This window comes from Mycobacterium numidiamassiliense, assembly GCF_900157365.1.
Lineage (GTDB): Bacteria > Actinomycetota > Actinomycetes > Mycobacteriales > Mycobacteriaceae > Mycobacterium > Mycobacterium numidiamassiliense.
In genome coordinates, this window is record NZ_FUEZ01000004.1 from 2,440,720 (window position 1) to 2,465,737 (window position 25,018).

Annotated in this window: 10 protein-coding genes and 1 pseudogene; 10 read left to right on the forward strand and 1 reads right to left on the reverse strand. The window is 68.8% G+C overall.

Annotation, left to right across the window (positions count from 1 at the left end):
* Positions 1-56 precede the first annotated feature (56 nt).
* Positions 57-1,310: a 3-oxoacyl-ACP synthase KasB gene (kasB, locus tag MNAB215_RS20095; protein ID WP_077080367.1), complete on the forward strand. Its 1,254-nt coding sequence runs from the start codon at positions 57-59 to the stop codon at positions 1,308-1,310.
* 9 nt (positions 1,311-1,319) lie between these two features.
* Here kasB and MNAB215_RS20100 read toward each other — a convergent pair whose 3' ends face one another.
* The gene (locus tag MNAB215_RS20100; RefSeq protein WP_077080368.1) at positions 1,320-2,966 is read right to left on the reverse strand and encodes a (2,3-dihydroxybenzoyl)adenylate synthase; all 1,647 of its coding nucleotides are present in this window, start codon (positions 2,964-2,966) and stop codon (positions 1,320-1,322) included.
* 104 nt (positions 2,967-3,070) lie between these two features.
* Here MNAB215_RS20100 and MNAB215_RS20105 point away from each other — a divergent pair, with 104 nt between their 5' ends.
* The 9 genes and pseudogenes from MNAB215_RS20105 to MNAB215_RS20145 all read left to right on the forward strand — a co-directional run bounded on the left by MNAB215_RS20105 (position 3,071) and on the right by MNAB215_RS20145 (position 24,988).
* Positions 3,071-6,628 (forward strand): non-ribosomal peptide synthetase, encoded by a 3,558-nt coding sequence (locus MNAB215_RS20105; RefSeq protein WP_425436486.1) that lies wholly within the window; start codon positions 3,071-3,073, stop codon positions 6,626-6,628.
* Positions 6,629-6,648: 20 nt separating this feature from the next.
* The gene (locus MNAB215_RS20110) at positions 6,649-7,389 is read left to right on the forward strand and encodes a thioesterase II family protein (RefSeq protein WP_174604606.1); all 741 of its coding nucleotides are present in this window, start codon (positions 6,649-6,651) and stop codon (positions 7,387-7,389) included.
* Positions 7,382-8,695, forward strand: a complete 1,314-nt coding sequence (locus MNAB215_RS20115; RefSeq protein WP_083746337.1) for a beta-ketoacyl [acyl carrier protein] synthase domain-containing protein — start codon at positions 7,382-7,384, stop codon at positions 8,693-8,695. The genes MNAB215_RS20110 and MNAB215_RS20115 overlap by 8 nt, the downstream gene beginning before the upstream one ends.
* Positions 8,695-11,766: a mycobactin polyketide synthase MbtD gene (mbtD, locus tag MNAB215_RS20120; protein WP_077080371.1), complete on the forward strand. Its 3,072-nt coding sequence runs from the start codon at positions 8,695-8,697 to the stop codon at positions 11,764-11,766. The genes MNAB215_RS20115 and mbtD overlap by 1 nt, the downstream gene beginning before the upstream one ends.
* 1 nt (position 11,767) lies before the next feature.
* Positions 11,768-18,343 carry a non-ribosomal peptide synthetase gene (locus MNAB215_RS20125; RefSeq protein ID WP_077080372.1) on the forward strand — a complete coding sequence of 2,192 codons (6,576 nt, stop codon included), beginning with the start codon at positions 11,768-11,770 and terminating at the stop codon, positions 18,341-18,343.
* Positions 18,340-22,785 carry a non-ribosomal peptide synthetase gene (locus tag MNAB215_RS20130; protein ID WP_077082180.1) on the forward strand — a complete coding sequence of 1,482 codons (4,446 nt, stop codon included), beginning with the start codon at positions 18,340-18,342 and terminating at the stop codon, positions 22,783-22,785. The genes MNAB215_RS20125 and MNAB215_RS20130 overlap by 4 nt, the downstream gene beginning before the upstream one ends.
* Positions 22,782-24,081 (forward strand): annotated as a pseudogene (mbtG, locus tag MNAB215_RS20135) (NADPH-dependent L-lysine N(6)-monooxygenase MbtG). Before MNAB215_RS20130 ends, mbtG begins: the two are co-directional and overlap by 4 nt.
* Positions 24,059-24,286 (forward strand): MbtH family protein, encoded by a 228-nt coding sequence (locus tag MNAB215_RS20140; protein ID WP_077080374.1) that lies wholly within the window; start codon positions 24,059-24,061, stop codon positions 24,284-24,286. The pseudogene mbtG and the gene MNAB215_RS20140 overlap by 23 nt, the downstream one beginning before the upstream one ends.
* A gap of 180 nt (positions 24,287-24,466) precedes the next feature.
* Positions 24,467-24,988 (forward strand): MTB12 family secreted protein, encoded by a 522-nt coding sequence (locus MNAB215_RS20145; RefSeq protein WP_077080375.1) that lies wholly within the window; start codon positions 24,467-24,469, stop codon positions 24,986-24,988.
* Positions 24,989-25,018: the final 30 nt, after the last annotated feature.

A 25,018-nucleotide genomic window follows, 5' to 3' on the forward strand; every position in this document is an offset into this window, starting at 1 on the left:
CACGGTAGATGATCATCGACGGCCTTGGTCGGCATGGAAGGAATTTGGGAGGACCGATGACAGAGTTGACCACGGGAAAGGCGTTCCCCGATGTGGTGGTCACCGCTGTAGCTATGACGACGGCGCTGGCAACAGACGCCGAGAGCACGTGGAAGTTGTTGCTGGACGGCCACAGTGGTATCCGCGTACTCGATAGGCCGTTCGTCGAGGAGTTCGAAATGCCGGTCCGCATCGGCGGCCGCCTATTGGAGGACCTCGAAAGTCAGCTGACGCGGATCGAGCTGCGTCGGACCGCGTACCTGCAACGGATCTCGACCATCGTGGGCCGCCGGGTGTGGGAGAACGCCGGCGCGCCCGACGTCGATGGCAACCGGCTGTTGGTGTCGATCGGCACCGGCTTCGCCTCGAACGAAGAGATTGTCTTCAGTTATGACGATATGCGCGCTGGCGGCCTGAAGGCGGTCTCCCCGCTGGGGATCCAGAAATTCATGCCGAACGGCGCCGCCGCGGCCGTGGGGTTGGAACGGCAGGCCAAGGCTGGCGTGCTCACCTCGGCGTCGGCGTGCGCGTCCGGCTCGGAGGGCATAGCCCGGGCCTGGCAGCAGATAGTGCTCGGGGAAGCCGATATCGCGATCTGCGGGGGCGTGGAGACCCAGATCGAAGCGGTCCCGATCGCCGCGTTCTCCCAGATGCGCGGCTGGATGTCGACCGAAAACGAGGATCCGGCGCGAGCTTGTCGCCCGTTCGACAAGGACCGAAGCGGATTTGTCTTCGGTGAGGCCGGTGCATACATGGTGATCGAGACCGAGGAACACGCCAAAGCTCGCGGCGCCAATATTCTGGCTCGAATCATGGGGGCCAGCATCACATCGGACGGGTTCCACTTGGTGGATCCGGACCCTGACGGGGTAGAAGCGGGGCGCGCCATGACGCGCGCGATCCAGCTGGCCGGCCTCAGTCCCAACGACATCGATCACGTCAATGCCCACGCCACCGGCACCCAGGTCGGTGATCTGGCCGAGGCCAACGCCATTAACAACGCCCTCGGCAGCAACAGCCCGGCCGTGTACGCGCCGAAAGGCGCGCTCGGACACTCAGTGGGCGCCGTCGGCGCCGTGGAATCGATCTTGACCGTGATGGCGTTGCGGGATCAGGTGATTCCGCCGACGCTCAATCTGGAAAACCTTGACCCCGAGATCGACCTGGACGTGGTCGCCGGTGAGCGACGGCCCGGGAACTACCGCTACGCGATCAACAACTCGTTCGGATTCGGCGGCCACAACGTGGCAATCGCCTTCGGGCGCTACTGATGCGCTTCGTCAGCTTCCGTGGCTGAGCTGACGGACGATCGCCTTCTTGTCGATCTTTCCGATCGGGGTGGTGGGCAACGTCGTCATCGCGACCAGTACGTCCGGCCGGGCGTGTGCGGCGACACCACGCTCGTCGAGGTAGGCGTTCAGCTCGGCAAGACTGATCGCCTTCCCACTGAAAACGATTGCGGCACAGATTTTCTCGCCCAGATATGGATCGGGAAGCGGCACCGCTGCGGCCGAGAAGATCACCGGGTGGGTCAGCATCCGCTCTTCGAGGTCCTGGGCGGCGATCGTCTCACCGGCGCGGGTGATGACGTCCTTGACGCGGCCGGTGACCACCAGGTTGCCGTCGTCTCGCCGGCGGATCAGGTCGCTGCTGCGGTAGAACCCGGCGGGATCGAAGCTGCGCTCGTTGTCGCGCTCGGCGCGAAAGTAGCCGTTGAGGGTGTATGGGCCGCGCACCAGTAACTCGCCTTCCTCGCCCGGACCCACCTGCCGGCCCGTGCTGTCGACGATCCGAAGTTCGTCGGCCACACACAGGGGCCGGCCCTGGGTGTTTTCGAGCACCTCTACCGGATCGTCGAGGCGGGTGTAGTTCAGCAGCCCTTCGGCCATCCCGAACACCTGCTGCAGACCCGGGGTCAGGGTGTCGCGTACCCGACGGGCATCGTCAGGCTCCAGCTTGGAACCGCCAATCTGCAAAATGCGCAATGTCTTTGGGGTCACCGGCTCCCACTCGCAGGCCTGTGCCCACAGCTTGGCCAGCGCGGGCACCAGGGCGGTGACCGTGACGCCGTGACGCGCGATGGCGGCGAAGGCGGCCTCCGGGCTGGGGTCGGTGCCGAACACCGTGGTGGCGCCGACGGCGATCGCGCCGAGCAGTCCCGGGCACGCCAGCGGGAAGTTGTGGCCCGCGGACAGCGCCACCAGATAGACGTCGTCGGCGCGCAACCGGCAGAGCTCGGCGCTGGCGGTGGCGTTGAACACGTAGTCGTCGTGGGTGCGGGGGATGAGCTTGGGCAGCCCGGTGGTGCCGCCCGAAACCAGCAGCAGGGCAGGCGATCCCGGATCGGGGGGTGGTGACGGGCCGGTGGCCGGTGCGGCGGAGCCACACAGTTGCCGCCAGGAGAGGAAGGACTCCGCGTCGCCGTCGACGATGACGTGCCGCAGTCCGGGGTGGCCCTGGACCAGGCCGCGCGCCATCGCCCGGTAGTCGAATCCGCTTGCCGTGTCGGTGATCAGCAGTCCGCTCGCCCGGCCGACGTCGATGAAGTGTCCCAGCTCCGCGGCGCGATGACCCGGCAGGCACATCACCGGGATCGCCCCGGCCCGCAGCAGCCCGAACAGCGCCACCGCGAATTGCGAGCCGTTCGGCAATTGCAGCAGTATCCGATCGCCCGCCCCGATGCCCAGGCCGCGCAACCCGGCGGCGGCGCGGTTGGCCGCCTCGTCGAGTTCGGCGAAAGTCAGGCCATCGCCGGGTTCCGCGGGGGCGTCGAGCACCGCGATTCTCCCGGGCCAGCGTTGCGCAGCGTTGGCCAGGAGGGTGTCGAGGGGGCGGCCCGTCCAATAGCCCGCGGCCCGGTACGACGCGGCCCGCTCGGCAGGGAACGGCACGAAGCCCTCCAGGGACTGCGCTGTGTTCTCGGACACCTCGGCTCCTTAGAGGGGGGTTTGGTAGCAGCGGCGCAACGACAGGAGTTAGGGTAACTCCTAAAAATTAGGGCAGCCTGTGCTAATTAAGGGAGGAACCGGTGGTGCGTTCCCCGTCGTGCTCGGAGGATGTCCGGGCAGAGGTGGCGGAACTGCTCGGCGTCGGCGTCGACGCGGTGCACCCCGACAGCAATCTGATCGGCCAGGGGCTGGACTCGATCAGGATGATGACGCTGGCCGGTCGCTGGCGTCGTCAGGGCATTGACGTCGATTTCGCCACCCTGTCCGCCTCTCCCACCATAGAGGCCTGGTCGGCGCTGGTCACCGCCGGTGCGCAGGCCGTCGGCGCACCCGAGGCGGCCGCCGTGGTCGGCCACGACGCCACCACGCCCGACGCCACCACGCCCGGCGCCGCGGATGACTCCGGCGCAGCTGGGCGGCCCTTTCCGCTGGCCCCGATGCAGCACGCGATGTGGATCGGTCGCGAACCCGGCCAGCAGTTCGGCGGTGTGGCCGGGCACCTCTATGTCGAATTCGACGGCGGCTCGACCGACCCGGACCGGCTGCGCGCGGCGGCCACCCGGCTGGCGCGGCGGCACCCGATGCTGCGGGTGCGGTTCCTGCCCGACGGCACCCAGCGCATCGCCTCGCCCGACGAATGCGGCGACTTCGTAGTCACCGTCGAAGATCTGCGCCACCTGGACGCCGACCTCGTCGAGCAGCGGCTCGCGGCGACCCGGGATGCCAAGTCGCACCAGCAACTCGACGGCGCGGTGTTCGAGCTCGCGTTGACGCTGCTGCCCGGCGAGCGTTCGCGACTGCACGTCGATCTGGATATGCAGGCCGCCGACGCCATGAGCTACCGCACTCTGATGTCCGACCTGGCCGCGGAGTATCTGGGCCGTGATCTGCCCGAATTGGCCTACAGCTACCGCGAATACCGCGAGGCGATCGCGCGCGACGAGGCGCAGCCGCAACCGGCCCGCGACGCCGACCGGGACTGGTGGGCCCGGCGCATCCCGCAGCTGCCGGATCCGCCGATGCCGCCGCTGACCGGTGGCCGCGACTCCCGGCGAAGCACGCGCCGCTGGTACTGGTTGGACCCGGCCACCCGCGACGCCCTGTTTGCGCGAGCGCGAGCGCGAGGAGTCACCCCGGCCATGGCGCTGGCCGGGGCATTCACCAACGCACTGGCGCGCTGGTCGGCCACGTCGCGGTTTCTGCTGAATGTCCCGCTGTTCGGGCGCCAGGCGCTGCACCCCGATGTCGACCTGCTGGTCGGTGACTTCACCTCCTCGCTGCTGCTCGACGTCGACCTGACGGGCGCGGGCACCGCGACTCAGCGGGCGTGGGCGGTGCAGGAGTCGATGCGGACCGCGGCCGCGCATTCGGCGTACCCCGGACTCTCGGTGCTGCGCGACCTCAGCCGCCATCGCGGCACCCAGGTGCTGGCGCCGGTGGTTTTCACCAGTGCGCTGGGGCTCGGCGAGTTGTTCAGCGCCGACGTGACCGAGCAGTTCGGCACGCCCGAGTGGATCATCTCGCAGGGCCCCCAGGTGCTGCTGGACGCGCAGGTGACCGAGTTCGACGGCGGTGTGCTGGTGAACTGGGACGTGCGTGACGGTGTGTTCGCCCCGGGCGTCATCGACGCCATGTTCACCCACCAGATCGACGAGCTGCTCCGACTGGCCTCCGCCGACGACGCTTGGGATGCAGCGGATCGCTGGACGTTGCCGGCCGCACAGCGGGCGGTGCGGGATGCCGTCAACGGCCGCACCGCCGAATCCAGCGGAGAAGCGTTGCACGACGGGTTCTTTCGGCAGGCCGAGCAGCGGCCCGACGCGCCAGCGGTGTTCTCCAGTTCGGGGGACCTCAGTTACGCGCAGCTGCGCGATCAGGTGCTGGCCGTCGTTGCGGCGTTGCGGGCGAGCGGAATAGGCGCCGGCGACACGGTCGCCGTTGTCGGCCCCAAGTCCGCCGAACAGGTGCCCGCCGTGTTGGGCATCCTCGCCGCCGGCGCGGCGTATCTGCCGATCGGTGTCGATCAACCTCGCGACCGAGCCGAACGCATCCTCGAGACCGGCCAGGCGCGCCTGGCCCTGCTGTGCGGCGGGCAGCGGCTGTCGCTGCCGGTGCCCGCACTGACGCTTGCCGACGTGCTGGCCGACGCGCGTGCCGGCGCCGAGTTTGGCTCGGGCAGGGTCGATCCCGCCGGCCTGGCCTACGTGTTGTTCACCTCGGGCTCGACGGGTGAGCCCAAGGGCGTAGAGGTCACCCACGATGCCGCGATGAACACCGTCGAATTCGTCGGCCGTCACTTCGAGATCGGCCCGGGCGACCGCTGCCTGGCCCTGTCCACGCTGGAGGGCGACATCTCGGTGATGGACCTCTTCGTCACGCTGCGGACCGGCGGGTCGATCGTGGTGGTCGACGAAGCGCAGCGCCGCGATCCCGACGCGTGGGCCCGGCTCATCGACACTCACCGCGTCACGGTGCTGCACTTCATGCCGGGCTGGCTGGAGATGCTGATCGCGGTCGGCCACGGCCGGCTGTCCTCGGTGCGGGTCGTGCCCACCGGCGGCGACTGGGTGCGCCCCGAGGTGGCGCGGCGGCTGCGGGCCGAGGCGCCCAATCTGCGCTTCGCCGGTCTGGGTGGCGCGACCGAAACCCCGGTGCACAACACGATTTTCGAGGTGCCCGACGTCGGAGAGCTACCGGCGGACTGGACGGCGCTGCCCTTCGGTACCCCGCTTGCCAACAACGCCTGCCGCGTCGTCAGCGACACCGGCGACGACTGCCCCGACTGGGTTGCCGGTGAGTTCTGGGTGTCCGGGCGCGGCCTCGCGCGCGGCTATCGCGGGCGTCCCGATCTCACGGCGGAGCGCTTCGTCGCGCACGACGGCCGGCGCTGGTACCGCACCGGCGACCTGGCCAGGTACTGGCCGGACGGCACCATCGAATTCGTCGGCCGCGCCGATCACCGGATCAAGATCAGTGGCTACCGAGTCGAGCTCGGCGAAGTCGAGGCCGCGATCCGGCGGCTGCCAGGAGTCGAGATCGCTGTGGCCGCAGTCCTTTCCGGTGGGTCCGAGGTGCTGGCCGCTGCGGTCTGCGTGGCGGCCGGTTGTGACGCCGACGCCGAGCGGATCCGCGGTGCCCTCGCCGATCTGCTTCCCGCACACATGATTCCGCGTCACATCGTGGCGATGGAGAGCATTCCGTTCACCGACGCCGGCAAAATCGACCGGCGTGCCGTCGCTGCCCACCTGTCCGCCGCGGTCGCCGGCTCGGGCATGGACGCTCCCGGTTATCGGGCCCCGTCGACGGCGCTGGAATCCGCACTGGTCGCGATCGTCGTGGACCTGCTCGGGTTGGATCGCGTCGGCGTCGACGACGACTTCTTCGCGCTCGGCGGCGATTCGGTGCTGGCCACCCAGGCGGTCGCGCGAATTCGCGCCTGGCTGGACACGCCGAACGTCATGGTCGCCGACATCTTCGCCAACCGAACGGTGTCGGCGCTCGCCCGGTTGCTCGGCCGCGGCGAGCGCGACTCCGGGCGGCTCGACCAGGTCGCCGAGTTGTATCTGGAGGTTATCGGCATGGACGCTGATTCGGTGCTCGCGGAATCCGGGCAACCCGTGAAATGCGAAACGGCGCAATGACGTTCCAAGACCTGGTTACCATGCCTTCCACATTTCCGTCCTGGATCAAGCTGATCCCCGGACGCGGCGCCGGTCCATCGGCGGGCGCGATAGTGGTGTTCCCGCATGCCGGTGCGGCGGCCGCGAGCTACCGGGTGCTGGCCGCCGCATTGGCCGCGGGCGCCGATACCTACATCGTGCAGTACCCGCAGCGCGCCGACCGGCTCAGCGAACCCGCCCACGAAACCGTGCATGACCTTGCTGTCGGTCTCTTCGAGGCCGGCCCGTGGGCCAGTGTGGCGCCGTTGCAGTTGTTCGGCCACAGCATGGGCGCCGTCGTCGCGTTCGAATTCGCCCGGGTCGCCGAAGAACACGGCGTCGCCGTGCGGAAGCTGTGGGCGTCGGCGGGCCCACCGCCCTGCGTCGTTGCCGATATGCCCGAATTGCCGACCAGCGACGATGAGGTACTCGCGGAGCTCGCCGATCTGGGCGGCACCGATCCCGAACTGCTTGCCGACGAAGAGTTCGCCGAACTGCTCACCACCGCGATGCGCGCCGACTACCGAGCATTCAACCGCTACGACCCCAGTCCCGAGGTCTGCATCGGCGCCGACATCCATGTTCTGGGTGGCCGCGATGACCACCGCATCGCCACCGAGGTGCTGCGGCTCTGGGAAAACCACACCGCCGGGGCGTTCGACCTATCGCTGCACGACGGCGGGCACTTCTACGTCTACGAGCATGTCGAGACGATTGCCGCGCAGGTGAATGCCGATGTATGACAACGGATTCGATGCCAGCGACCCCATCGTCATCGTCGGCATGGCCTTGGAGGCGCCCGGCGGTATCGACACCGCCGACGGCTTCTGGGAGCTGTTGGCGCACGGCCGCGAGGCGCTGGGTCCGTTCCCCACCGATCGGGGTTGGGCGGTCGCGGACCTGCTGGCCGGGTCGCGGCGCAGCGGCTTCAAAGAGATCCACGATAGTGGTGGATTCCTCAGCGGGGCAACCACATTCGACCCCGAATTTTTCGGTATCTCGCCCCGTGAGGCCATCGCGATGGACCCGCAGCAGCGGGTCGTGCTCCGCGTCTCCTGGCGTGCGGTGGAAAACAGCGGCATCAATCCCGACGATCTCGCCGGGCACGACGTGGGCTGCTTTGTCGGTGCGTCGGCCACCGGGTACGGGCCCGAGATGGCGGAGTTCTCCGGGCATAGCGGCCATCTGCTCGCCGGGACGGCGTTGAGCGTGATCTCCGGCCGCGTGGCCTACACACTGGGGCTGTCCGGCCCGGCGCTGACCCTCGACTGCTCGTGCGCCTCCGCCCTGGTGGCGTTTCATGTCGCCGTGCGTGCGTTGCAGAATGGCGATTGCGAGCTGGCGCTGGCCGGTGGCGTCAACGTGCTCGGCTCTCCGGGCTTCTTCGTCGAGTTCTCCAAACAGCACGCCCTCTCCGATGACGGTGTCTGCCGCCCCTACAGCGCGCACGCCAGCGGAACCGTGTGGGCCGAGGGCGCGGCGATGTTTGTGTTGCAACGCCGATCGGCAGCGCTGCGCGACGGCCGGCCGATCCTGGCCGAGGTCCGCGCCACCGCCGTCAACCAGGACGGGCGCAGCGCCGGTCTGTCCGCCCCCAGCGAGGAAGCCCAGATTCGGCTGTTCCGGCGGGCCATCAGCCACGCCGGGATCAAGCCCGGAGAAGTAGGCATGATCGAGGGACATGGCACCGGTACCCGGCTCGGTGATCGCACCGAACTACGTTCGCTGGCAAAGACATACGGGGAGGCCGAAGCCGGTTCCGGAGCGCTGCTGGGTTCGGTGAAATCCAACGTCGGCCATTCGCTGGCCGCTTCCGGCGCGCTCGGGCTGGCCAAGGTGCTCGTCGCCGCCGAACACCGCGCCGTGCCGCCCACGTTGCACGCGGCCGAGCCCAGTACTGAAATCAATTGGGAAACTCAGGGTTTGCGGCTGGCGCAGACATTGACCCCGTGGCCTGCGGTTGCCGGGCAGCGCACCGCCGTGGCGTCGGCGTTCGGCATCGCCGGTACCAATGCTCATCTCATTGTGTCCGTGCCCGAGGTCGCATAGTGCTGGATGACCCGCTGCCAGATGGCCGTGTTCCGGTGCTGCTCACCGCACACGACAAAGAACTGATCCGCCAGGAGGCGGCGGGCATTGTGGACTATCTCGATCGCGCCACCGAATCGGCGGATGTCGTCGGGGCGATCGCGTCGAGCTTGCTGCGGCTGCGCCGGGTCCGGCGCCACCGCGCCGTGGTGCGGGCCGCGGACCGCACCGAGCTCGTCGCGGCGCTGTCGGCGATCGCGCGCGGCGAAGATCACGATCTGGTTGCCCGGGCGACGAAGACCGCGGCCCCGCGTATCGCGTTCGTGTTCCCGGGCCAGGGCAACCAATGGCGCGCGATGGGAGCGGACGCCTACCGGCGACTGACGGCCTACCGGGAGACCGCTGACCACTGCGCCGAAGCCTTCCTCGCCGCCGAATTACCCTCTCCGCTGCCCTATCTCGTGGGCGGGCTGGACCGGGACTGGTCACGGACCGAGATTCAGGGGGCGCAGTTCACGCACGCGGTCGGCCTGGCCGCGGTCTGGCGGTGCTACGGCGTGGTGCCACAGATGACCGTCGGGCACAGCCTCGGTGAGGTCGCCGCGGCCCATGTCGCCGGGACGGTATCGCTGCCGGACGCGGTCGCATTGGTGGCCGCGCGCGCGAGCGTCGTCGACCGGTTGACCGGCCGCTACGCGATGGCGGTCCTGGGCGTCGGCGCACCGGAGACGGAGTCAGTGCTGGCCGACACGGCGGGCTGGCTGGAAGTCTCGGCGGTCAACGGGCCGTCGTCGACCGTGGTCTCCGGTGATCGCGACGCTGTGGATGCCGCGGTGCGACTGGCGGGACAACGAGGCATCTTCACCCACCAACTGTTCGTGGACTACCCGGGCCACACCAGTGCGCTACGGCCGTTGCGCAACAACATGATTGAGCAGATGCCCGAGTCGGCCTTCCGGGAGGCGCCGGTGAGCTTCATCGGATCCACCTTTGGCGCCGACGTCGGCAGCGACACCGACTTCTCCGACTATTGGTGCGAAAATCTCTGCGGCACCGTCCGATTCGATCGGGCCGTGCACTTCGCCCAGAAATCCGGGGCCGACGTCTTCGTGGAGATGTCCGCACACCCGTCGCTGCTGTACCCGCTGGCCGACATCACCGACGACGAGTCGACCGTGATCGTGGGCTCCGGTCAACGGGACAGATCCATCACCGAGTCGCTGTCGGCCAGCCTCGCCGCGGTGGCGGCCACTGATCCCGGCTGCCAGTGGGCCAACGCGATCCCGGGCGGAGTCCAGCCGCCGCTGCGGAAATTCCCGAACGCACCCATGCGGGCACTGCACCTGTGGGCGGCACCGGAACCGTTGGCCGACACCGACCCGACGCCCGCGCTGACCGTCGCCGTCGAGGATTGGCAGCAGGCCGCGGCACCGACCACGGAGCCTGCAACTGGTTGTGCCATCGGCATTTTCGGTGAACCGGAAGACAACGCATTGACGCAACGGCTGATCGACACGATCGTGGCACGCGGCGGCTGCCGGGTGGTGCCGCCGAACGAGGCGGAGATCGTCGCGGTGATCGCTCCCGGGCTCGACCACCCGGACGCCGCGGCCGCAATCGAACAGATCGCCGGCCGGCCCGACGCGGGCCTGCCCGATTACGCCGCGATCGTCGGCCCGCGATGCCGCGCCGTCTGGCTGCTCACCGCCGGTGCCGAACAGGTCGGTGCGGACGAGTCGACCGTCTCTCCCGCACAGGCGGCGCTGGCCGCGATGCATCGCAGCGCCGGCTTCGAATTCCCGGACCAGGCGTTCGGACACCTCGACCTTCCGCACCGCGACGCCGATGCCCCGACGGCGCTGGCGGCGGTCGACGTCCTGCTGGGCGAGGCTGCCGAGGTCGCGCTGCGGGGAGTCGAACCGCCGCGGCACTACGTTCGAACCTTCCGCGGCAGCCGCGAATCGGCGACCAGGCGACCCGTGGAGGCCGCCGCGCTGGACCATGTGGTGATCACCGGCGGCAGCGGGGCCATCGGCCTGCAGTACGCCCGCTACTGCATCGAACACGGGGCGCGGACGGTCACCCTGTTGAGCCGCAACGGAGTTGAGGCCGCCGCGCTGGCGCGGCTCGCGGAAAACTATGACGTGCGGGTGCAGGCTCCATGCTGCGACATCACCGATGCGGTCGCGGTATCCGCCGTCGCGGCCGACTACGCCGGTTCCGGCGCGTCGTTGCTGATCCACACCGCCGGTATCGCCAGGGCCCGCCGCCGTGCCGATCTGACCGGTGCGGACGTCGCTGAGGTGTGTGCCGCGAAGGTCCAGGGCCTGGCGCTGATGGCCGACCTGTGGCCGCTGCGCCCGGACTGCCGAATTCTGGCCTGCTCGTCGGTGTTCGGCGTGTGGGGTGGCTACAGCCACGCGGCGTACGCGGCGTCGAATCGGATGCTCGACGTGTTGGCCGCCCAGTTGCGGCGCAGCGGCCGCGACTGCCTGGCGATTCGCTGGGGATTGTGGAAAAGCGCCGGAGTGGTTGCGGGCAACGAGATCACCCGCACCGAGCGCTCCGGTTTGGTCGCGATGGACCCGCAGCCGGCGATCGAAGCCGGCCTGTACGGTTACGGCGCCGACCCGCTGATCTTCGACGCGGACTTCGACCGGCTCGGGGTGTTCTTCGAAAGCCAGGGAATACCAATCCCGTTCAGTGCGCCGGACGCCTACGGCCGGGGAGCCGGCAGCGACAACGGATCCGCGGCGATGCCGTTGGCCGATGTGGTGCGCGCCGAACTGGCCGCGACGCTGCACGTGGGCGATTCGGCGTCGATAGACGCGAGCGCGTCGCTGATCGACCTTGGGGTGGACTCGCTGCTCGCGCTCGACCTGCGCAAGCGGCTTCGCCGGGCGGTGGGCAGCTCGGTTCCGGTGGCGCGCATGCTCGGCGGCATCACCGTGCACGAATTGATCGACGCGCTGCGCCTCGGCTCAACCGGCTCAAACGGCGGGCCGTCGGCACCCCCGACGCTTGTGCGCACCAACACTCCCAACGGGGAGCAACGCTCAAAGCTCGCAATGCTGGAAAGGTTGGAGTCCTAGCGTGACTGAAATCAGCGGTGCCGGCGCCAGGCTCGACGAACAGCGGCTGGAATTATTGCGCCGCAAGATCGCCGAACGCGGGCTGGCCAGGCCCGCGGGCGGGTCGGCCGTCGCGACCCTCGACGGGCCGCGCGTCTCTGCCGGTCAGCACCGGATGTGGTTCGTGCAGTCGGTCGACCCTGACGGCGCGCTGCTCAACATCTGTGTGTCCTATCGCATCACGGGCGCGGTCGATGTCGTGCGGCTGCGCGAGGCCGTCGACGCGGTGGCCGCGCGGCATGCCGTACTGCACACAACGTTTGACGTCGATGACGAGGGCGACCCCCGGCCGGTGGTTCGCGCGGAGCTGCGTCCGCACTGGGCCGAACACGACCTGTCCGAGTTGACCGATCAGTCGCGGCGGCTGCGGCTGGATGTGTTGGCGCAGCGCGACTTTGGTAGGCCATTCGACCTGGCCAAGGATTCGCCGCTGCGGGTCACCGCCGCGCGCCTGTCCGCCGACGAGGTGATGTTGCTGATCACCGCCCACCACATCGCCTGGGACGACGGTTCGTGGGCGCCGTTCTTCGCCGACCTGACGCGCGCATACGCCGACCCGGAGGATTTCGCCGCCGCACCCACGGTGCCGGCTCCCGTCGCGGACTCCGACGAGGCCGCACGGCGGGACGCGGACCTGGAGTTCTGGCGGCCGCTGATCACGGACCTCCCTGAACCACTTGAACTTCCGGGTCCGAACGGTTCGGTGGTGCCGAGTACGTGGCGCGCGCAGCGGGCGACGGCGCAGCTGCCGGCGTCCACGGTCGATCGGGCGGCCGCGCTGGCCCGGGAAATGGGCGCCACCCCGTACATGGTCCTGATGGCCGCCTTCGGCGCATTGGTCCACCGCTACACCGGATCGACCGACTTCCTGATCGCGGCCCCGGTGCTGAATCGCGGCGTGGGCACCGAGGACGCCATCGGTTACCACGGCAACACCGTGGTGATTCGGCTGCGGCCGCAGTCGCACCAGACATTCCGGGACCTGCTGACCCAGACCCGGGATAGCGCGGTGGGCGCTTTCGCGCATTCGCGCGCCGACCTGGACTGGCTGGTGCGCGAGTCCAATCCCGATCGCCGGCATGGCGCGGACCGGATGACCCGGGTGAGTTTCGGCCAGCGAGACGCCGACGGCGCCGGCTTCTGCCCGCCCGGAGTGCGCTGCGAGCGCGGCGAATTGCGCGGCCACTTCAACCAGCTGCCCCTGAGTTTCATGGTTGAACTGACCCGGTCGCCCCACGGCATCAGCGGCGGGCTGGTCGAGGCCGAGTATCTGGTCGAGGTTCTCGATCGTGAGCTGGTCAAGCAGCTGCTACGCCACTATGCGGTCCTGCTGGACAGCGCGCTCGCCAACCCGGACGCGGCGCTGTCGGCGTGTGCGCTGATGGACGACGACGACGCCGAATGGCTGCGCGGGATGTCGACGGGTGAAGAGTTCACCACCGAGGCCGCCACGCTGCCTGCCCTGGTCAAGCGGCGCGCGGCGCTGTCACCCGATGCCGTCGCCGTCGTCTACGAGGGCCGCGAGTACACCTATCGCGAGATCGATGAAGAGTCGAATCGGGTGATGCACTGGCTCATCGAGCAAGGCATCGGTACCGAGGACCGGGTCGCGGTTCTGCTGGACAAGTCGCCGGAACTCGTCATCACGGGGCTGGGCATCCTGAAAGCGGGCGCGGTCTACCTGCCGGTGGATCCGACCTACCCGGAGGACCGGGTGACCTTCATTCTCGAGGACGCCGACGCCAAACTGGTGCTGCGCGAACCGATTTCCTCCCTTAAGGACTATCCGGTAAACGAGCCCGCGGCGTTGATTCGTCCCCTGGGCCCGCAGAACACCGCCTACCTGATCTACACGTCCGGTTCGACCGGACTGCCCAAGGGTGTTCCGGTGTCCCACGCGCCGATCGCCGAGTATTTCGTCTGGTTCGGCGACGAATACAAGGTCGACGAGACCGACCGGCTGCTGCAGGTCGCCTCGCCCAGCTTCGACGTATCCATGGGCGAGATCTTCGGCACCTTGATTTGTGGTGCGCGACTGGTGATTCCGCGGCCCGACGGACTGCGCGATATCGGCTATCTGACCGAACTGCTGCGCCGCGAAGGCATCACCTCGATGCATTTCGTGCCGTCGCTGCTGGGGCTGTTTCTGTCCCTGCCGGGCGTCAAGCAGTGGCGCACCCTGCGCCGTGTCCCCATCGGCGGTGAGGCGCTGCCCGGCGAGATCGCCGACAAGTTCCACGCCACGTTCGATGCGCTGCTCTACAACTTCTACGGACCTACCGAGACCGTGGTCAACTGCACCAGTTATCCGGTGCAGGGCGCTCAGGGCGCCCGGGTGGTGCCGATCGGTCGGCCCAAGATCAACACGCAGGTCTATCTGCTCGACGATGCGCTGCAGCCGGTCCCGGTGGGGGTCATCGGCGAAATCTACGTCGGTGGAACACATGTCGCGCACGGATATCACCGCAGGCCGGGATTGACGGCCGAACGTTTCGTCGCCGACCCGTTCACCCCCGGCGCGCGGCTGTACCGGTCGGGCGACCTGGCTCGTCGCAACGCCGAGGGTGACATCGAGTTCGTCGGCCGCGCCGACGAGCAGGTGAAGATCCGCGGCTTCCGCATCGAACTGGGCGAAATCGCCGCCGCCATCTCGGTCGACCCCAGCGTCGGACAGGCGGTCGTGCTGGCCGTCGACCTGCCCGGCTTGGGCAAGAGTCTGGTGGGCTACGTGACCCCGGCCGACGGCGGCAGCACGGAAACCATTGAGGTCGAGCGCATCCGCGCCCGGGTGGCCGCGGCGCTGCCCGACTACATGACGCCGGCCGCCTACGTGGTGCTCGACGAGATTCCGATCACGGCGCACGGCAAGATCGACCGCGCCGCGCTGCCCGAGCCTGAGATCGCGGCCGGCGCGGAATACCGGGACCCGACGACGCCCACCGAACGCCGCATCGCCGCACTGTTTTCCGGGCTGCTCGGTCATGACAGGGTCGGTGTCGACGACTCGTTCTTCGACCTGGGCGGCCACTCGCTGGTGGCGACCAAACTGGTCGCCGCGATCCGCTCGGATTGCGGGGTCGAGGTCGGCATCCGGGACATCTTCGAACTCGGCACGGTCGCCCTGCTGGCCGAGCGGGTCGACCAACTGCGGTCGGGGGAGCTCGCGCCGTCGCGGCCCAAACTGATCGCCACCGCCCACGACGAGCCGCTGCCGCTGTCGTCGTCGCAGCTGCGCAGCTGGTTCGCGTACCGCGTCGAGGGGCCCAGCTGGGTCAACAACATTCCGTTCGCCGCGAAGTTGAGCGGGCCATGGGACGTCGACGCCTTGATCGCGGCCGCCGGCGACGTCGTTGCGCGCCATGAGATCCTGCGCACCAGCTACGTCGAGATCGACGGGGTGCCCTATCAAGTGGTCAACCCGGCGGGTGAGCTCACGGTCCGCCGCGAGGCGTGGGACGGCGCCCACAGCGACAGCGAGACCTGGCTCAAGGAGCGGCTCGACGCCGAGCGCCGGTACTGCTTCGAGCTGGACAGCGAGGGGCCGATCCGCGTCGCGGTGTTCGACACCGGCGCCGAGCATGCCTTGTCGCTGGTGGTCCATCACATCGCCTCGGACCACTGGTCGGCGGGGGTGTTGTTCGCCGACGTCATCGCCGCCTACCGGGCCCGGCGCGCCGGGGAGGCGCCGTCGTGGGCGCCGCTTCGCGTGCAGTACGCCGACTACGCGGCGTGGCAGGGGGCGTTTCTGGGCGACAGCGGCGGTCAGGAGTCCGCCGTTGCCACCGAGCAGCGGGAGTACTGGACGTCTCAGCTCGCCGGGCTGGCCGAGGACACGGGGTTGCGTCCCGACTTTCCACGTCAGCCGGTGCCGAGCGGCGAAGGTGAATCCGTCGACTTCCGTATCGATGCGGCCACGCGCACCAAACTCGCCGAGCTGTGCCGCGAGTTGGGCATCACCGAGTTCATGCTGCTGCAGGCGGCCGTCGCGGTGGTTCTGCACAAAGCCGGTGGCGGCGTGGACATTCCGTTGGGCACACCCGTCGCCGGTCGCACCGAGGCCGAATTAGAGCAACTGATCGGCTTTTTCGTCAACATTCTGGTGTTGCGCAACGACCTGTCCGGCAACCCGACGCTGCGCGACGTGCTGAGCCGGGCAAGGGAGACGGCGCTGGCCGCGTACGCCCATCAGGATCTGCCGTTCGACCGGGTGGTCGACAGCGTCAGCCCGGTGCGGTCGCTGTCGCGCAACCCGCTGTTCCAGGTCGTCGTGCACGTGCGTGACCACCTGCCCGCCACCCGGGTGATCGACGCTGCGCCCGAGGCCGGCGGCCAGGACACGGTATGCACCTCGCTGGACCCCACCTTCGACATGGCGCATGCCGATCTGTCCGTCAACTTCTTCGGGACCGACGGGTCGGATGACACCGGGTACAACTGCGCGGTCATCTTCCGCACCGAGCTGTACCGCCGGGCCACCATCGAGCGACTGGCCGGCTGGCTGACTCGCATCGTCACCGAGTTTGCCGACAACGTCGACCAGACTTTGCGAGACGTCCGGCTGATCGACACCGACCAACAACGCCGCCTGGTGGCGGACTGGAGCCGCGGCGCAGCGGCGCCGCACGACCGGCCGTGCACCATTCCGGAAGTACTGGCGCCCAGCCGAGGCTGGGGGGCCGACCGGATCGCGGTGCGCTGCGGCGACGAGGAGATCGATTACCCCGCGCTGCATCGCCGTTCGGACAACCTGGCGGCGTTGCTGGTCCGCCACGGCGTCGGGCCGGGATCGCTGGTCGGTTTGTCGATGCGGCGCAGCATCGACCTGGTGGTGGCGCTGGTCGCCATCGTGAAGGCCGGCGGCGGGTACTTCCCGATCGATCCCGGTTATCCGCTCGCGCGCAAGGAATTCATGCTCGACGACGTCGTGCCGCCGGTCGTGCTGGCCACCGTCGAAGCACTCGACACCATGCCGGAAGTGCTTGGGGTTGCTGTGCTTTCACTGGACGACCCGCGGGTGCGTGCGGCGGTGGAGAACTCCGATGCGGACCCACTGGAGCTGCCGCTGCCGGACCCCGACGATCCGATGTATCTGGTGTTCACCTCCGGATCCACCGGCAAGCCTAAAGGCGCGGTGGGCACCCATCGGTCCATGTCGGCCCGGCTGGACTGGCAGCTGCGGCACTACCGGCCGCGGGCCCGCGACATTCGACTGGCGCAGGCCTCGATCACCTTCCTCGAGGGGGGTATGGAGATGCTGGCCGGCCTGGCGGCCGGTGCGACCATGATCCTCGCCGACGACACCGAGCTGCGCGACCCGGAAGCGCTTGTGGCACTGATGAACCGGCATTCCGTTGCGCAGGTGACTGCGGTGCCGAGTTTGGTCTCGGCGCTGGTCGACACCGAGGCCGGCGCGGTGCGATCGCTGTCGCGGCTGGTGTGCGGCGGGGAACCGGTCAGCACGTCGCTGCTGCAGCGGCTGGTGGCCGCATGTGCCGATGGTGACACCGAGCTGCTCAACAACATCGGGTCCACCGAGACCTCGGGCGCGGTATCCCGTGGGCGGCTGCGTCTACCCAATCCGCTTGTCGGCAAGCCGCTTCCGGGAGCGGAAGCCTATCTGCTCGATGATGGGCTGCGCCCGGTGCCGGTCGGCGTGGTCGGCGAGCTGTACTACGCGGGCGACCAGCTCGCCCGCGGCTACTGGAAGCGGCCCAGCCTCACCGCGTCCCGGTTCGTGGCGAATCCCTTTGCCGCCGAGCCGGGTTCGCGTTTGTATCGCAGCGGCGACTTGGCCCGCTGGACCGAGGACGGCCAACTGGAGTTCGTCGGCCGCGCGGACCACCAGGTCCAGGTGCGCGGCTTTCGGGTCGAGCTGGCCGAGGTAGAGGCCGCACTGGCCGCGGCCGACGGTGTTGCCGCCGCGGCGGCCCGCACCTGGGACCTGCACGGCGGCACCTCGCTGGCCGGATATGTTGTGCCACAAAGGCCGATCGCCGACAATACCGAGAAGGCGGCCTTTGCGATCGCGGTGCGCACCGCGATCGCGGGTACGCTGCCCGGATACATGATTCCCTCGTCGCTGACCGTGCTCGACGCGCTGCCCAAGACGGAGTCGGGCAAGCTGAATCGTCCCGGCCTGCCGCGGCCTGCGGTGAGCACCAGCGGTCAGATCGAACCGACGCGCACCGACACCGAAGGCGCACTGGCCAAGGTGTTCGCCGAACTGTTGTCGACTCCCGAGGTCGGGCGGTCCGACGACTTCTTCGCCCTCGGCGGCGACAGCATCTTGTCGGTGCAATTGGCGGCGCGGGCCCGCGCGGCCGGCCTCGCCGTGAGCCCTCGGATGATCTTCGAGAAACCGACCGTGCGGGAGCTGGCGGCCGCGCTGGATGCGCTGGACGGCACCCAAGCCGACATCGAGGGGTCCGACGGGCACGCCGATACCCGGTTCGAGCCGATGACCACATCGGGATTGTCGCCCGCGGATCTGGCTGCGGTGACCGAGCTTTGGTCATCGTCGCGCGACGGTACGGCATGACCGCTGCCAGAACCGATACCCCGCCGGGTATCGAGGATGTGATGGCGCTGAGCCCCCTGCAGGAGGGCCTGTATTCGCTGACCACTCTCGCCGAGTTCGCCGAAGGCGAGTCGGCCGACGACCCGTATCTGATCGGCATGGCCGCCGACATCTCCGGTGTCCTCGACGTCGACCTGTTACGCGATTGCGCGACAAAGATGTTGACCCGACATCCGAACCTGCGGGCCAGCTTCTTCAGCCGGGGTATTGCGCGCCCGGTGCAGATCGTGCCGTCCCGGGTCGAGCTGCCTTGGCGGGCCGTCACCGCCGCACCCGAGGAGGTGACGGCGCTGGAGGCGGGCGAACGCCAGCGGCCGTTCGATCTGGAGCGCGGCCCGGCGATTCGCTTCCTGCTCATCGAATTGCCGCATGCCCAATGGCGTTTGGTGCTGACCGCCCATCACATCGTGATCGACGGGTGGTCGTTACCGGTGTTCGTCAACGAGATGATGATCCTGTATCAAGCGGGCGGCGATCCGTCGGCGCTGCCCGTCGCTCCGCGACCGTACCGCGACTACATCGGCTGGCTGGCCGGTCGCGAGCCGGCGGCCAGCGAACTCATCTGGCGCGAGCACCTCGCGGGTCTGGCCGGCCCCACCCTGCTCTCGGCGTCGCTGGGCTCGGCCGACGCGGTCGAGGGACGACAACAGGCGTTGCCGCGCAGCACCGAATTGCGCGTAACGGCCGAGGCAACCGGCCGGCTCGTCGACGGTGCCCGATCACGGGGCGTCACCGTCAACACCCTGATGCAAATGGCCTGGGCGCTGGTGCTGTCCCGGCTGACCGACACCCACGACGTGGTATTCGGGGTCACGGTGTCGGGCCGGCCCGCCGAATTGACCGGCGTGGAAACCATGATCGGCCTGTTCATCAACACCGTGCCGATGCGGGTGCGCCTCGATCCGGCTCGCAGCGCCGGGGAGCAATGCCGCGACGTGCAACGCAACGCCGCGCTGCTGCGGGAGCACAGTTATCTCGGGCACGCACAACTGCGGGCGCTGGGCGGGGTCGGGGAGATGTTCGACACCCTGCTGGTCTACGAGAACTTCCCACTCGACGGTCTGGCCGCCAACGGGGAATTCAGCGCTGCCGGTGCGACATTCAAGCCGCACGCCCTGCAGAGCTTGTCCCATTTCCCCGTCGCGGTCGCGGCGCACATGGCCGCCGGCGAACTGGTGGTGCTGGTCGAGGTGATCGACGGTGCGCTGGGTGCCACGTCACCGCTGACCCTCGGGCAGCGGGTAGTGGCCACCGCGGAGCGGCTACTGCGGGACTGGGATCGACCGCTTCGCGCCATCAGCGTCCTCTTCGACGGCGAGCAGATCCCGCTGCGCACGGCGCGCACACTCACACCGTCGGCAACGGACGGCTTCCACACCCGAGTCGCCGAGGTTGCGGCCAGGACACCGGACAACACCGCGGTCAGCTGGGTGGGCGGCACGCTGAGCTACCGCGAGCTGGACTCCCGCGCCAACGGACTCGCCGCCCAGCTCGCCGCTCGCGGCGTCAAGGCCGAAACCCCGGTCGCGATACGACTTTGCCGGGGCCCCGACTACATCGTCGCCATGCTGGCGGTGCTCAAAGCCGGCGGTATGTGCGTGCCGATGGAGCCGGCGATGCCCGCAGAGCGGGTGGCGTCGATTCTGCGCCAGACGGGTGCGTCGATCATTGTCGACGAGGAACTGGTGGCCGCCGGCCGACAACACGACTTCCACCCGGTCGACGTGGCGCCGGGGCAGGCGGCCTACGTCGTGTTCACCTCGGGAACGACCGGAGAACCCAAGGGCGTCATAGGAACTCACGCTGCGCTCGGTGCCTACGCCGACGATCATCTGGACGCCGTGTTGCGGCCCGCGGCCGCCCATTTGGGCCGACCGCTGCGGATCGCGCACGCGTGGTCGTTCGCGTTCGACGCGGCCTGGCAGCCATTGGTGGCGCTCCTCGACGGCCACCGGGTGCACGTCGTCGACGAATCCACGCAGACCGACGCCGAAGCACTGACGACCGCGATCGCCGACCACGGCGTCGACATGATCGACACAACGCCATCGATGTTTACCCAACTCGCCGCATGCGGTCTGCTGACCACGGTTCCACTGGCGGTTCTGGCACTGGGCGGGGAAGCGATCGGCCCGTCCGCGTGGGCGCTGATCCGCTCCGAGTGCGGACGCACGGGGTTGACGGCCCACAACTGCTACGGACCCACCGAGGCCACCGTCGAGGCGGTGGTAGCGGCCATCGCCGACTACGACGAGCCGTCGATCGGGCGACCGACCGGGCCCACCCGCGCCTACGTGCTGGACTCCGCGCTGCGTCCGGTGCCGTGCGGTGCGACCGGCGAACTCTACCTGTCCGGCGCCCAGCTGGCCCGCGGATATCTTGGTCGCGCCGCCGAGACTGGCCACCGATTCATCGCCGATCCGTTCGCGGATGGTGAAAGAATGTACCGCACAGGCGATTTGGTGCGGCGAGGCTCGGACGCCTCGCTGCAGTTCGTCGGCCGCGCGGATGCGCAGGTGAAGATTCGCGGCTACCGGGTCGAGCCGGGCGAGATCGCCGCCGCGCTCGAATCGCATCCCTCCGTTCGGCACGCCGGTGTGCTGGTGCGGCAGCCCCATGGGGCCGCGCGGCTGACCGCCTATGTCGTCGTCGATGCGGCGGCGCAGACCCCGTCGGCCGCGGAGCTGCGCGGCATGCTGGGATCCCGGCTGCCGCGCTACATGATTCCGCATCGCATCGTCACCGTCGATGAGATCCCGCTGACCGCCAACGGCAAGCTCGACGAAGCCGCGCTGGCCACCTTCGACGCCGTCGAAGCCACCGCGGCCGCGTGCGAACCCGAGACGGCCACCGAATCCGCACTGGCCGAAGTGCTTTCCGAGCTGCTGCATCTGGGGGCACCCGCTGGCGGGGGACCCCGGGTCGATGTCGCCGCCGACTTCCTGCAGCTGGGTGTGGACAGCATCATGGCGCTCTCGGTGGTGCAGGCCGCGCGTGCCCGGGGAATTGCGTTGCGTGCCAGGCTCGTTCTCGAATGCGCCAACATCCGCGAGCTGGCCGAAGCCATCGACTCCGAGGCCGTGGTCGCTGCCCGGGACGACGAGGAGAGCACCGGGCCGATGCCGTTGCTGCCCAACGGCCGCTGGCTCTACGAATACGGCGAGCCGCGTCGGCTCGCGCAGACCGAAGCCATCCGGCTGCCCGAGACCGTCAGCCGCGAGCATCTGTACGCCGCGCTAGCCGGCGTAGTCGAGGCGCACGAGACGCTGCACAGTCGGCTGGACCGCGCGGCCATGGTCCTTATTCCGGTGCCGCCCGCGCAGGTGCTCGCCGACGTCCTCACCGAGGTGCCGGCCGGCGACGACCTGCAGGCAACCGTGCCCGGGCACGTCGCGCAGGCCGTCGAGCGCCTGGACCCCGAACGCGCAAAGCTACTGACCGCGACATGGCTTCGGCCCGCGACAGGGCCCAGCGTGTTGCTGCTGGCCGCACACGTACTGGCGATGGATCCGGCGTCGTGGCGAGTGGTTCTCGGCGAGTTGGACGGGGCGCTGCAGGCCTTGGCCACCGGCCACGCGCCCGCACCGATTCGCGAGCACACCAGCTATCGGCGTTGGGCCGCAGCACTTTTCGAGCGAGCCGATCGGCTGGACACCGAGCAATTCTGGACCGCCCAGCTCGAGGGCGACGATCCGGACCTCGGCGCGCGGCGGCTCGACCCGGCCCGCGACCGGGCTCGCGATCTGATCGTGCGCATGGTCGCTGCCGACGCCGACGTCACTCGCCGGCTCCTGGATTCCGGTCTGCCGCTGCCCACTCTGTTGATCGCCGCCACCGCGACGATGGTCACGCGATGGCGGCGATCCCGCGGCCAGGCCACGCCGCCGCCGCTGCTGGCGCTCGAAACGCACGGCCGCGCAGACAGTTTGGTGGACGTGCCGGGCGCATACACCATCGACACCGGCGACACGGTCGGACTGCTCAGCTCCATGTATCCGGTGCGGGTGGATTCGGCCGACCCGCGGCGCGTGGCGGAGCGGCTCGCCGCGATCCCCGGTGACGGACTCGACTACGGGCTGCTGCGCTACCTGCGGGCCGACACCGCGGCACGCCTGGCCCAATTCCCCGGCCCGCAGCTGTTGCTGAATTATTTGGGTGCCGCACACACGGGCGGCGGGACCACGCTGACGCCGTCGCGCGAGCTCCTCGCCGGGGTATCGCCGCAGCCGGAGCCGGACCTGGCGGTGCGCCATGAGCTCACCATCATGGCCGCCGTGCTGCCCCACGATGGGCAGCGGGTTCTGGCCGCGCAGTGGCGGGCGCCGGCCGACATTCTTGACGACGCGGATATCGCTGCGTTGCAACAACTGTGGGTTGAATCCCTGCGGGAGATGGTGAAATGAGCACACTTGCGGTCCTCGGAGCCGGCGTCAAGGCGGTGGCGGTGGCGGCCAAGGCATCGGTACTGCGCGACATGGGTGTCGATGCGCCCGAGGTCATCGCCGTCGAGCGCACCGGGGTTGGGGCCAACTGGCAGGCGAGCGGCGGCTGGACCGACGGGGCGCACCGGCTGGGCACCAGCCCGGAAAAAGACGTCGGTTTTCCCTACCGGTCGTCCTTGGTGCCGCGCCGCAACGCCGAACTCGACGAGCGGATGACGCGGTACAGCTGGCAGTCCTATCTGATCGCGAATTCCATGTTCGCCCAGTGGATTGACCGGGGCCGCCCGGCGCCGCCGCATCGCGGATGGAGCCAATACCTGGCCTGGGTCGCCGACCACGTTGGCATGAAGGTGGTGCACGGCGAGGTCGACGGGCTGTCGGTGACCGGCGATCGCTGGGCGCTGCACACCGACGAATCCACTGTGCACGCAGACGCTTTGATGATTACCGGGCCAGGCCAAGCCGAAAAATCCTTGCTGCCCGGAAACCCGCGGGTGCTGTCGATCGCGCAGTTCTGGGATCGTGCCGCCGGCCACGACCGCATCACCGCCGAGCGGGTAGCGGTTATCGGCGGCGGCGAGACGGCCGCATCGATGCTCAATGAGCTTTTCCGGCACCGGGTTTCGACGATCACCGTGATCTCGCCCCAGGTGACGCTGTTCACCCGCGGGGAGGGCTTTTTCGAGAACTCGCTGTTCTCCGACCCCACCGACTGGACCGCCCTGACTCTGCAAGAACGTCGCGACGCGCTGGCCCGCACCGATCGCGGGGTATTCTCCGCCACCGTGCAAGAAGCCCTGCTGGCCGACGACCGCATCCACCACCTGCGCGGCCGGGTCGCCCACGCGGTGGGCCGGGACGGTCAGATCCGGCTGACGCTGTCCACCAACCGGGGGAGCGAGAACCTGGAGACGGTGCACGGCTTCGATCTCGTCATCGACGGCTCCGGTGCCGACCCGCTGTGGTTCACGTCGTTGTTCAGCCAGGACGCGCTAGACCTGCTCGAGCTGGGGCTGGGCGGCCCGCTGACCGCTGATCGCCTGCAGGAATCGATCGGGTATGACCTGGCCGTCACCGACGTCAACCCCAAGCTGTTCCTGCCGAACCTGTCCGGACTGACGCAGGGGCCCGGATTTCCCAACCTAAGCTGTCTCGGGCTGCTGTCGGACCGGGTGCTCGGCTCCGCGGCCGGCCCGGCGAATGTATCGAGGTACCAAACCATGATGGAGAAGCGATGAGCATCAACCCGTTCGATGACGAGAACGGCACGTTTTTTGTGCTGGTCAACGACGAGGAGCAGCACAGCCTCTGGCCCACGTTCAGCGACGTTCCGGCCGGGTGGCGGGTGGTGTACGGCGAGGCGTCGCGCGCGGAGTGCCTGGAGTATGCCGAGAAGAATTGGCCCGATATCCGGCCGAAAAGCCTGCGTGACTCGCTAAGTAAGCGCCAGGGGGCCGACTAGCTGTACTGCCCAGGCCGACTAGCCGGCGGCCAAAATTCTGGGCTGTTACATAGGTTACGCACAGATTAGCCAGGTCAATCCCACGTAGCATCTGTCACAGGGTGCACAATTGCACCAGCTACACCATGCGATGGCGTCGGGCGACTGTCCGTCACGTCCATGGCTATTGAAGGGGAAACCATGAGATCCGTGAAAGCCGTTGCCACCGGACTAGCAGCTTTGGGCGCCATCGGCGCAGCAGCCATCGGAATGACGTCGATCGCGGCGACCGCGGGTGCGACGCCAGTGCGGCCGGCCGCGTTCGGCGCGCCGCTTCCGCAAGACCCGCCGCCGGCGCCCGCTCCGGCCCCCGGCGCCAACGTCCCGACCCCGGACCAGCTGACGGGTGTGCTCAACAGCCTCGCCGACCCCAGCGTTCCGTTCGCGAACAAGAGCAATCTGGTCGAGGGTGGCATCAGCGGGACCCAGGCACACCTCGCCGACCACGAGTTCAAGAAGGCTGCCGACAAGGGGGACTTCCCGTTGTCGTTCAACATCAGCAACATTCAACCGGGCGCCGCGGGTTCCGTGACGGCCGATGTTGTGGTCTCGGGCCCGAGAATCACGACCCCGGTGACGCAGAACCTCACGTTCATCAACCAGGGCGGGTGGGTGCTGTCGCGCGCGTCGGCGATGCAGCTCATCCAAGCCGCGGGCCACTGATCCGCATCCGGTACGTTCACAGCATCGAAG

Bases quoted from the DNA above. Each gene is read 5' to 3' on its own strand.
- kasB (WP_077080367.1), top strand. From the start codon at position 57: ATGACAGAGTTGACCACGGGAAAGGCGTTCCCCGATGTGGTGGTCACC.
- MNAB215_RS20110 (WP_174604606.1), top strand. From the start codon at position 6,649: ATGCCTTCCACATTTCCGTCCTGGATCAAGCTGATCCCCGGACGCGGC.
- MNAB215_RS20115 (WP_083746337.1), top strand. From the start codon at position 7,382: ATGTATGACAACGGATTCGATGCCAGCGACCCCATCGTCATCGTCGGC.
- MNAB215_RS20130 (WP_077082180.1), top strand. From the start codon at position 18,340: ATGACCGCTGCCAGAACCGATACCCCGCCGGGTATCGAGGATGTGATG.
- MNAB215_RS20140 (WP_077080374.1), top strand. From the start codon at position 24,059: ATGAGCATCAACCCGTTCGATGACGAGAACGGCACGTTTTTTGTGCTG.
- MNAB215_RS20145 (WP_077080375.1), top strand. From the start codon at position 24,467: ATGAGATCCGTGAAAGCCGTTGCCACCGGACTAGCAGCTTTGGGCGCC.